This is a genomic window from Oleiphilus sp. HI0123 (genome assembly GCF_001635315.1).
This window is the reverse complement of sequence record NZ_LWGE01001811.1, coordinates 1-9,522: the sequence shown is the minus strand read 5'-3', so window position 1 is coordinate 9,522 and position 9,522 is coordinate 1. Positions and strand designations below refer to the sequence as shown.

Genomic DNA, 9,522 nt, shown 5'->3' with positions numbered 1-9,522 from the left:
GTTTGTACGAAGTGCTTAAGTCCTTGGGCGATGAGCTACGTTTTGTCTTGATCACCTCTGAGGCGACAGTTGGCGAACTATCGGCTGCTGAAGGTGCGCTACCAAGCGAAATGGAAGGCTTACTGATCAATGTTAAAGCATCTGAACACCAGAAGTGTGAGCGTTGCTGGCATCACCGTGAAGATGTCGGTCAGCATGAAACGCATAAAGATTTATGTGGCCGTTGTATTGATAATGTTGATGGCGCTGGCGAACAGCGACAGTTCGCATGAGCCAAGCAAACATGACCAATACAGCGAATGATTCAGCGCAGGTGAGCTTGTTTGCCCATATGCTGCGCTGGCTATCACTGAGCACCGTCATTATTGTTGTCGACCTGCTCACTAAATTTTATGCCAGTACGAATCTTGAGTATGCGGTACCTGTACCGGTGATTGATGGCTTTTTTAACTTTACCTTATTACATAATACCGGTGCAGCGTTTAGCTTTCTGGCAACGGAGTCAGGCTGGCAGCGTTGGTTCTTTGTCATCTTGGCAACCGGTGTCAGTGCCGCGTTAGTTGTCTGGCTAAGAGGTTTACGAGAAGAGCCTTGGGTTGCCTGCTCGGTCGCCTTGATATTAGGCGGTGCGATAGGGAATTTATATGACCGTATGACCTTAGGTTATGTTGTCGACTTTCTTCATTTCTATTGGAATAACTATCATTTCCCTGCCTTTAATATCGCTGATACGGCGATTTCTATTGGTGCTGCAATGATGGTCATAGATGTTTTTCGTGGCAATAAACCAGACTCTGAGGATGGTTTATAGTCCCTTGTATTTGTGAGAGCACAGGCTCTCACCTTGTTATTTGAGTGGTACAAAATTTGTCTTTAGTTGTCGGTGAAAATACTCTGGTTACATTGCACTTCTCGTTAAGTATGGAAGATGGCGCAGTGATCGATTCTACCTTTGATAAGAACCCAGCACGCTTTGAGTATGGTGATGGTCAATTACCCGATGGTTTTTTATCCTTCTTAGACGGGATGAGTGAAGGCGAAGAAGGAGAATGGCAGGTTCCACCAGAGAAAGCTTTTGGCATGCCTAACCCAAACAATCAGCAAGTCATGAAGCGAGCAGACTTCCCGGAAGATATGGAATTAGCTGAAGGCTTAATGATCTCCTTTGCCGACGCAAACCAGTCTGAGTTGCCTGGCGTGGTTAAAGCCTTTGATGAAAATGAAGTGACCATTGATTTTAACCACCCTTTAGCGGGCCAGACCTTGTCGTTTAAGGTTCAAGTTGTCTCGGTTGAGGCCTTGTAAATGAAGATTAAACTGGCGAACCCTCGTGGCTTTTGCGCGGGTGTTGATCGTGCTATTGAGATTGTTAATCGTGCACTCGAAGTCTTTGGTGCCCCCGTCTATGTGCGCCACGAAGTGGTCCATAACCGCTTTGTGGTCGATGACTTAAAGCAACGTGGTGCCATTTTTGTCGATGAGCTGGAAGAAGTACCGGATGATTCCTTGGTTATCTTCAGTGCTCATGGCGTATCCAAGGCGGTTCAAGCCGAAGCAAAAGAGCGTGATTTGAATGTCTTCGACGCGACCTGTCCACTGGTAACTAAAGTCCATATCGAGGTGACCAAATACAGTCGCGATGGTATGGAATGTGTGTTGATTGGTCACGAAGGACACCCTGAAGTTGAAGGAACGATGGGGCAGTATGACTCTTCTTCAGGTGGCAAAATTTATTTAGTGGAAGATGAACAGGATGTGGAAAGCTTAGTTGTAGAAAAGCCGGATGCTTTGGCTTATGTCACGCAAACAACGCTATCTGTCGATGATGCCGCGAAAGTGATTGATGCCTTGCGTAGAAAGTTCCCCAATATTCAGGGGCCGCGTAAAGATGATATTTGCTATGCCACTCAAAACCGGCAGGATGCTGTAAAGGGCTTGGCAGACTCAACTGACTTGATGCTGGTTGTTGGTTCACCTAACAGTTCAAACTCTAATCGCTTACGTGAGCTGGCTGAACGTATGGGAACGCCTGCTTATTTGATTGATGATCACTCACAGATTCAACCGGAATGGTTGCAGTCGGCAAACGCAATTTCCGTTACGGCTGGTGCGTCTGCACCCGAAGTTCTCGTGCAGAAAGTTGTCGATCGTTTGGTAGAGTTGGGGGCTAAAGAAGTTGAAGAGGCTGATGGCCGTGAAGAAAATATCGTTTTCAGCATGCCGAAAGCTCTAAGAATACCCGCAGAAAATATTTAGAGTTTATTATTTGCTAGCCAGAATCGAATTGGTTAGCATATAAGTCAAGCGCAAAGGATAAGCGCTTTCTCACAATTAACCAGCGATCAAAGGATATGATGCTGATGTTAAAGACTTCATGTAAGTTAAGTACGTGCTCGCGTGCGCCAAATATAGCTTCTTTAAAGGCTGCTCAGTCAGGTTTTTCTCTGATTGAACTTCTCATCAGCTTGCTTATTTTTAGTGTCGGAATTTTAGGACTCGCCTCAATGCAAATTACCAGCATGAGGATGGCACTCGATGCTCAGCAGTACTTTAGCGCTAGTTTGTTGGCGAGTGCTATTTCAAATCAGCTTCAAGCAAGCGGTTCAACTCAGGGGGCTGAATTTTGGACTCAACAAGTGTCTGAAAGCTTACCTTCAGGTTTGGCGCTAATCGAATCTAGTGCTTCAAACTATCGAGTGACCTTGAGCTGGAATTCCAGTGAAGACCACGCCCGGCAGCAGGGTAATCGGAGATCTCAGCTAGTGTCGAGTGTAAGCCTATGAAGGGGCATCTCAATCAGTTGGAATATCATAAAGGTCTTAGCTTGATAGAGTTGTTGATCGCTTTGGCGCTGAGCTCAATTTTGAGTCTGGCTTTATTTGAAGTATTCAAAATTGCGCGTGATGCTTCAAGCCGGGTTACTGGAGCAAATGAAATGCTGGATAGTGCCCAATTGAGCTTTTCCGTCTTGCAGGACTCTATCAATATGGCTGGATTCTGGGGTGGAGTTGATTCCCGAGAATTAACGCTGATAACGAAGCAACTTAGTGCTTTTCCGGGCAACTGCAACAGTGCTTGGGTGCTCAATATTGAACAAGGCTTGCAAGGCTTTGACGGGCGAGAAAATGCAAATGATATTCCTGCATTACCCAGTGATTGCTTGAGCAAAGATTATGTACCTCATAGCGATGTACTACTTGTTCGTCGCGCATCGGTGAATGACCCGGTTCCTGAAGAAAAGTTAGGTAATAAGTACTATAAAAAACGCTTTATTGTTCGAGGAAGCCCTGAAACAGGGGGGATTGTTTTCCAGGGCAAAGATATGGCTAAAGCGCGGCAACAAGTGCCACCCTCAGCTTTTGTTGTTAATAGCTTGTTGAGTATCGATATGTACTATCTGGAGTATTGCAAAGATGAAGAGCTTTGTGATGTCTCAGGTATCGGCTTAAGTCGTTATACCCTGATCGGCAACCGCTTTATCAAACAGCGCTTGGTTAATGGTGTGGCGCAAATGCAATTTGAATATGGGCTCGATCTAAGTGGTGATGGCAAGGTGGAGCGCTATCTTACTGCCGATAACGTTTTCAGCTGGAATGATGTATTGTCGGTACGTGTTTTCGCTTTATTCAAAAGCAAGCTATCGGCAAGTTCGAATGAGAATCCGGAAAGAGAATTCAAACTGGGTACAGGTTTTGAGTTCGAGCCAGAAGAGCATGAACGGAGGTATAAATTCAAAAAGTTTCAGTCAGAATTTAGTTTGAAGAATACTTAGTTAATAACAGCGGTGATGAGCAAGGAGGCAATATGCACCTAAAATCAAAGACCTATCCAATAAGAGCCATGCAACAATACGGAGCTACATTAGTCTTGTCATTAATGTTGCTGGCGATCCTCACAATACTCTCAACAACGATGATGCAAAGCAGTTACCTAAGCTTTAAATCTCAGTCTTCCAGAGTGGCGTTTCAACAAAGCAGTCATGAACTAAATCAGTTTCAGCTTCAAGCTGCGAAGCAAATAAAAAGCTTTATTGATTCTAGACGAGATAGTCATGTTGAGCTCAAAAAGTCATACTCAGAAGGCTTCAAGTTAATCGATGACTTGCTGAACCTCGAAGTAATTGCCGAAGAAGATAATGAATCGTTGACGCGAATTTTATCGTTTTCAAGTTCACAGATGGAGATAGACGTTTATATCACTCAGAGCAGATTGCGTCCGGAATATTCCGGGAATAACTTGCTTCAGTACGACTCTTATAGTCAGCATATCGTGCAAAGGAGCGCAGATCAGCGCTATTTATACCTACAGCTGCACTGTATTAGCAAGCCAGGAATTGGTCAGAACCAAGGCCCTGTTCATCTTGTTGGCGACTTTCGTTTCGAGGTGTCGTGATGAAAAAAAGGATGAAGATTGCATTTGTTTTGTGTTTGTTTAGTTTTTCCTTGCTTTCTAGTATGGCGTGTTATGCAAGTGAACCGATATCGACTGTTGCGGTGTTGAGCCCCGCTATTGTTGTTTCCGAGCCCGCACGCGCCTTTTCGTCGATTGACCCGCTTGGCTATAAAAAATTTAAAACGCAGTATCAGACTCGTAGAACGATGGCCTATGTCATTTCAGGGGAGGGTGAACTGCATGCCATTGATAAAGATAATGCCGAGGGAGGGCAGACATCCGCAGGGGAGTTATGGGCTTATATACACGAGGACCAAACTCTCAAGCTTGAATATCTGACTAAGTCTGAATCTGAGTCTCTGAAAGCAAGTGGATCTAGCTTACTTGATGTCACTTACTATACCTTTGATGCAAAAATATTTGATGAACGTTCAAAGGCACATCCACAAGCTTGGGGGACTTTGTTGCTGGTGGGTATGGGAACCAATAGTAGCCAGAGTCGTGAGCATAGTAATAGGTGTCTATTATTCGATATTACGGACCCTGCACAAACACCTTCTTTATTGGCTGAATTTAAACACACTTCAATGGGGCCGTGTACAAGCAAGCCTACCGCCCTGACTCTTCCCGATGCTTTTGGTGGGGATCCTCTTTGGTATTTGGCTTTTGGGGCAGGGCAAGGAACACTGCGGCCCGGCTTATTTTTTTATGACTTGCAGACAATGACATTAGATAAAGAAGTCTGGCTTCGTCAATTTCGACCTGAGGTAAAGAGTGGTCATATAGCTGGGATTTCGGCAGCAGATATTGATCAAGACGGCCTAACTGATCTCTTGTATTTCGGAACGATTGAGGCATCTAGAGTTCAGGAAAGTGGCAGCTTGTATTCTCTTACCTTTACTAGATCCCTGGATACAGCCACCTCTTCAAGAGCGGGTAAGTATTCCTCTCATCGAGAACGCTATATGACCCCTCAGCTAGCTAAACTATTTGCAGGCAGAGGTGCAATTTCTCACAAACCTTTACTCAAAAGAGGTTCTGAGGGAAAGGTTTGGTTATTCTTTTCGGCTGGCTCCTCAGTTTATGGTCTGATAGATGACTTTTCCAGGCAGAGAGTAAGTGAATTTCAGTTAAGCTCAAGCGGGGTTAAAAATAGAGGATGGGTTCGCACTCTTCCCAAGAACGAAGTATTTACCTCGGCAATAGTCGACTTGGGAGAGATAATTGTCTTGAACGCGTTTCGTCGAGACTGCAATGATTGCTCAGAATCCGGTTTGAATACCTTGAAGCTATATCATGCTTTTAGCGGGGAAGAAATTACCGATATCTTGGCGGACAAAAAACAGACACGAGTATTAGCCGGAAATTTGTTGCTTGATGAAGAAGGCTTCCCGAGGCAGCGTATAGACCACCTGATATCTGATTCAGCCTTGTTATCTCTTCTCGCTATCGATAACAAAAGCCTTTATGGAGAGGAGTCTAAACTCTTGGGCGTTGAGTTAGCCGAAGGTATAAGGCGCTTATCATGGTGGCAACGATGAATCGTTCTAGAGCCTTTACATTAATAGAGTTGCTTGTAAGTTTGGCAATTGTTTCCATTCTATTTTCACTGGCCTTACCTTCATACGAGTCCTACCAACAGCGGAGCCGCTTGACTGAGGGGAAGGCCTCTTTATTGCGTTTGCAGACTGAATTGGAGCGTTATGCAATGAGCTTTCAGCGCTACCCGCAAAGCTTATCGGAATTGCTTTCATATGATGAAGACGAGTTAGAATCGGATCACGGCTACTTCAATCTCTACATTGACTCTGGCCTAAGTGATTGTGACGAAGGGGCTTGTTATGCATTGGTCGCTGAGCCGATCATTGAAACTCGTTCGGATGAGAGGTTGGAGTTATATTCTGATGGCCGTAGAGAAGGGCAATGGAATTAACCACAGCTAACATTCTTTCCTCCGCTCGCTTCAACAATATCATCGCTGTTACTGTCGCGCCCTATTCTTAAGCGACCCTGGAAATTAATGATTAGGGCACGCGCATATTTCTCGTCATTGTTTTCTGGGCAATAGATGTAACTTCCGGCACTACCAAGGGGAAAACCAAGGCGGGAAAAAACAACTCTGTTTGTCGGGTTGTTAAAGCTTATTGTTCCAGAAGGGATAAAAGGGGTTTTGAGCTGGAGTAATAGTTCACTCTCATCACGTTTCTGGTCCTTGTCTTCGTCAATGAATATCATTGCGCCAGCTTGCCAACCTTGTTCGCACTGTAGGCCTGAAGAGGATGGGCATAAGGTAATGCGTGTTTGTCTGGCGAGCGCTTCTCTTTTTGCATGTCGAATGAATTGGCTCAAGTGGTTGATATTGCTGTCCGAACGGGCATTTTGGAAAATGTCATTGAAGGAAGGAATAACGACAAAGGTCAAGATAGAAACAATGGCCAAACAGGTGAGTAGCTCGACAAGTGTAATTCCACTTTGCCTGGATTTTTGTTCTTGATGGTACTTATTGCATCGGTGCATAACAGAAGGGGGCATTTTCATCACTCCTTGATAAAGATCATCCCTTGGAAAGAGTATTCTCTTGGCGATTGATATAAAATGCAAGTCGAAAACATCTTGCTAAAGGAAATGAGAAACTTGAAAGTAATCATCGTTGGCGCCGGTGCAATCGGTATGATGCAAGCCAGAGAATTGGCGTTAAAGGGCATTGAAGTCGTGCTGCTTGATAAAAGTGCTTGCGGTACTGAGGCCAGTTGGGCCGGAGGTGGAATCGTATCTCCCTTATACCCTTGGCGTTACTCTGAGCCAGTCACGGCTTTGGCAAGCTGGTCTCAGTCCTACTACCCGAATCTCGCACAGTCTTTAGAGGCCGAGAGTGATATTGACCCGGAATTGACTCGCCATGGCTTGTTAATGCTTCAGGTCGAGGATAGGGAAGCCGCACTTAAGTGGTCTGAAGAGCATCATAAATGGATGGAAACAGTAGATGCTGAGAAAATCTATGAGCTTGAGCCTGCTTTGCGTGAAGGTGTTAAAGATGGTTTGTGGATGTCTCAAGTTTCCAGTATCCGTAACCCTCGTTTACTGCAGGCTTTGTATACCTCTTTGCAGCGTAACCCCTTAGTAACTATTCATGAGGGCGCTGAAGTCTCATCGTTTCTGACGAATAAAGACAAACTCGATGGCGTTAAGCTGCATAATGGTGATGAGCATAGAGCTGATGCCGTCGTCATTTGTAGTGGCGCCTGGAGTCGCAGTGTCGCGAAAAGTGATGGTATTGAGGTTAAGCCGGTTAAAGGGCAAATGCTAATTTTTGATGCGCCTATTGGCCTGGTCAACCGGGTTGTGATGAACAATGGTAAGTATGTGATTCCACGTAGAGACGGAAAGGTACTGGCAGGTAGCACTCTGGAAGACGTCGGCTTTGATAAGCGCACAACGGAACAAGCAAAAGAGGAATTGGCAGATATGGCGATAGACCTCTTCCCGGGCTTGGCCTCCTGCCCTATCAGTGCGCATTGGTCGGGTCTACGCCCAGGCTCACCAGATGGCATTCCCTATATTGGCCAAATGAAGGAGTTTGACAACCTTTATATCAATGCCGGCCACTATCGCAATGGCTTGGTGCTCGCACCCGCTTCGGTTGCCTTACTCAGCGCTATTGTTAGTGGTGAATCGACGCCTATACCGAGTGAACCGTATAACCCTTTGATAAGAGTTTGAAGCTAATCTAGCTCAAGCTTCTTCAGCCGATAGCGCAGGGCTCTAAAACTAATTCCCAGCATTTTTGCAGCCGCCGTCCGGTTCCATTTTGTGGCGGCTAGGGCTTGTTCAATTTCATACCGTTCGATTTCTTCCAAATAGTCTTCCAGTGACTGTTCTGGAGGCCTCGCTGATATCCCTGCTTTAGCTGCGCCAGAGTTTTGTTCCCGGCTACCCAGTACTTGCGCTATCCGGTGTGTCGTTTGTGGTGGCGCTTGAGTATTAGAAGGGCTTTGGATATCTGGCCCCGTTTCGGCTGAATCGGCGCTTAAGTCCAGATCTCCAAGTTCAATGATATTGTCTTCACACAGTGTGAATGCTCTTTCGATGATATTTTCCAGTTCTCGTACATTTCCTGGAAAGCTATACTCTGACAGGCTCTCAAGTGCTGCATTGGAGAGCTTTGCGTCTGTGACGCCACAGTCCCGGGCTATCTTTTCCAGGAAATAGTCTGCGAGTAAGGAAACGTCTTCTTTGCGTTCCCTGAGCGAGGGTACATCGAGTTTGATGACATTAATTCGATAAAACAAATCTTGCCTGAAGCTGCCATCTTCAACGAGTTTGGCCAGGTCTTTATGGGTGGCGCTAAGAATTCGGACGTTAACTTGAACCTCTTCCTGTTCACCAACAGGCCGGATTCGCTTTTCCTGAATTGCACGTAAGAGCTTCACCTGCATTTCAAGAGGTAGGTCGGCGACTTCATCTAAAAATAGAGTGCCGCCGTCAGCTGCCCGAAATAGCCCGGATTTATCTTCGATTGCTCCACTAAAGCTACCTTTTTTGTGGCCAAAGAATTCACTCTCTACCAGCTCACTAGGAATAGCCCCACAGTTGACCGGGACAAAGCGGCCGGTACTAGCGCGAGGGCTGTTTTGATGAATCATTTTAGCGACCAGCTCTTTACCGCTACCTGACTCACCAGAAATATAAATTGGAGCTTGGCTACGTGCCAGTTTATCGATCTGTTTGTTGAGCTTCTGAATGGCTTTTGTTTTGCCTTTTATGTGCTCGGGTTGAGTGCTAGAGGGACTTTCGTTTGCCTTACGTTTTGATAACTCTAATGCGCTGGTCACCAGCCCTCGTAGCTGATTAAGGTCAACAGGCTTTGAAATAAAATCAAAAGCACCAGCCTTAAGGGCACTGATGGCTGTTTCGACGTTGCCGTACGCGGTAATCATGGCAACGGGCATATCGGGATGATTTTTTTGTATGAACGACACGAGATCAATGCCGTTGCCATCAGGCAAATTCATATCGGTGAGACAAAGGTCAAAGCTTTGTTCACTTAGGTAGGCCTTGGCGTCCATGATTGTCGCACTGCTACAGGTGTCTATCCCCATACGCATGAGTGTGATTTCTAACAGCTCTCGA

Annotated in this window: 12 protein-coding genes and 1 pseudogene; 11 read left to right on the top strand and 2 right to left on the bottom strand. The window is 45.6% G+C overall.

The window, feature by feature from the left end; all coding sequences use genetic code 11:
- The 10 genes and pseudogenes from A3761_RS24385 to A3761_RS24345 form a co-directional block, all read left to right on the top strand.
- On the top strand, positions 1-272 hold a 272-nt coding region (locus A3761_RS24385; protein ID WP_156492098.1), incomplete at its 5' end, for a zinc finger domain-containing protein.
- An 11-nt stretch (positions 273-283) separates the two neighbouring features.
- Positions 284-811 carry a signal peptidase II gene (gene lspA / locus A3761_RS24380; protein ID WP_068553665.1) on the top strand — a complete coding sequence of 176 codons (528 nt, stop codon included), beginning with the start codon at positions 284-286 and terminating at the stop codon, positions 809-811.
- 56 nt (positions 812-867) lie between these two features.
- Complete coding sequence (locus A3761_RS24375) at positions 868-1,305, top strand: peptidylprolyl isomerase (protein WP_197470190.1); 438 nt, start codon at positions 868-870, stop codon at positions 1,303-1,305.
- On the top strand, positions 1,306-2,256 hold the full coding sequence (gene ispH / locus A3761_RS24370; RefSeq protein ID WP_068512267.1) for a 4-hydroxy-3-methylbut-2-enyl diphosphate reductase: 951 nt from the start codon (positions 1,306-1,308) through the stop codon (positions 2,254-2,256).
- 95 nt (positions 2,257-2,351) lie between these two features.
- Positions 2,352-2,492: pseudogene (locus A3761_RS29125) on the top strand (prepilin-type N-terminal cleavage/methylation domain-containing protein); the annotation flags it as partial.
- Positions 2,493-2,504: 12 nt separating this feature from the next.
- Positions 2,505-2,783 carry a hypothetical protein gene (locus A3761_RS24365; RefSeq protein ID WP_231872180.1) on the top strand — a complete coding sequence of 93 codons (279 nt, stop codon included), beginning with the start codon at positions 2,505-2,507 and terminating at the stop codon, positions 2,781-2,783.
- On the top strand, positions 2,780-3,772 hold the full coding sequence (locus tag A3761_RS24360) for a PilW family protein (protein ID WP_068554084.1): 993 nt from the start codon (positions 2,780-2,782) through the stop codon (positions 3,770-3,772). The genes A3761_RS24365 and A3761_RS24360 overlap by 4 nt, the downstream gene beginning before the upstream one ends.
- A gap of 32 nt (positions 3,773-3,804) precedes the next feature.
- The gene (locus A3761_RS24355) at positions 3,805-4,392 is read left to right on the top strand and encodes a PilX N-terminal domain-containing pilus assembly protein (protein ID WP_068567561.1); all 588 of its coding nucleotides are present in this window, start codon (positions 3,805-3,807) and stop codon (positions 4,390-4,392) included.
- Positions 4,392-5,933, top strand: coding sequence for a hypothetical protein (locus A3761_RS24350; protein WP_068553772.1), 1,542 nt, complete (start codon positions 4,392-4,394; stop codon positions 5,931-5,933). Before A3761_RS24355 ends, A3761_RS24350 begins: the two co-directional genes overlap by 1 nt.
- Complete coding sequence (locus tag A3761_RS24345; protein ID WP_197469610.1) at positions 5,930-6,325, top strand: type IV pilin protein; 396 nt, start codon at positions 5,930-5,932, stop codon at positions 6,323-6,325. The genes A3761_RS24350 and A3761_RS24345 overlap by 4 nt, the downstream gene beginning before the upstream one ends.
- On the opposite strand, the gene A3761_RS24340 is transcribed toward A3761_RS24345, so the two are convergent.
- On the bottom strand, positions 6,322-6,924 hold the full coding sequence (locus A3761_RS24340; protein ID WP_068511756.1) for a GspH/FimT family pseudopilin: 603 nt from the start codon (positions 6,922-6,924) through the stop codon (positions 6,322-6,324). The two genes, A3761_RS24345 and A3761_RS24340, sit on opposite strands and share 4 nt — an antisense overlap.
- A gap of 63 nt (positions 6,925-6,987) precedes the next feature.
- Here A3761_RS24340 and thiO point away from each other — a divergent pair, with 63 nt between their 5' ends.
- Complete coding sequence (thiO, locus tag A3761_RS24335; protein WP_231872179.1) at positions 6,988-8,112, top strand: glycine oxidase ThiO; 1,125 nt, start codon at positions 6,988-6,990, stop codon at positions 8,110-8,112.
- Between the two features lie 2 nt (positions 8,113-8,114).
- On the opposite strand, the gene A3761_RS24330 is transcribed toward thiO, so the two are convergent.
- Positions 8,115-9,522: sigma-54 dependent transcriptional regulator (locus A3761_RS24330; RefSeq protein WP_068751074.1), on the bottom strand; the 1,408-nt coding region annotated here is incomplete at its 5' end.

Excerpts from the sequence above, each read along its gene's own strand:
- A3761_RS24345 (WP_197469610.1), top strand. The coding sequence starts at position 5,930 with ATGAATCGTTCTAGAGCCTTTACATTAATAGAGTTGCTTGTAAGTTTG.
- A3761_RS24355 (WP_068567561.1), top strand. The coding sequence starts at position 3,805 with ATGCACCTAAAATCAAAGACCTATCCAATAAGAGCCATGCAACAATAC.
- A3761_RS24365 (WP_231872180.1), top strand. The coding sequence starts at position 2,505 with ATGCAAATTACCAGCATGAGGATGGCACTCGATGCTCAGCAGTACTTT.
- ispH (WP_068512267.1), top strand. The coding sequence starts at position 1,306 with ATGAAGATTAAACTGGCGAACCCTCGTGGCTTTTGCGCGGGTGTTGAT.
- lspA (WP_068553665.1), top strand. The coding sequence starts at position 284 with ATGACCAATACAGCGAATGATTCAGCGCAGGTGAGCTTGTTTGCCCAT.
- A3761_RS24350 (WP_068553772.1), top strand. The coding sequence starts at position 4,392 with ATGAAAAAAAGGATGAAGATTGCATTTGTTTTGTGTTTGTTTAGTTTT.
- A3761_RS24360 (WP_068554084.1), top strand. The coding sequence starts at position 2,780 with ATGAAGGGGCATCTCAATCAGTTGGAATATCATAAAGGTCTTAGCTTG.
- A3761_RS24340 (WP_068511756.1), bottom strand. The coding sequence starts at position 6,924 with ATGCCCCCTTCTGTTATGCACCGATGCAATAAGTACCATCAAGAACAA.
- thiO (WP_231872179.1), top strand. The coding sequence starts at position 6,988 with ATGCAAGTCGAAAACATCTTGCTAAAGGAAATGAGAAACTTGAAAGTA.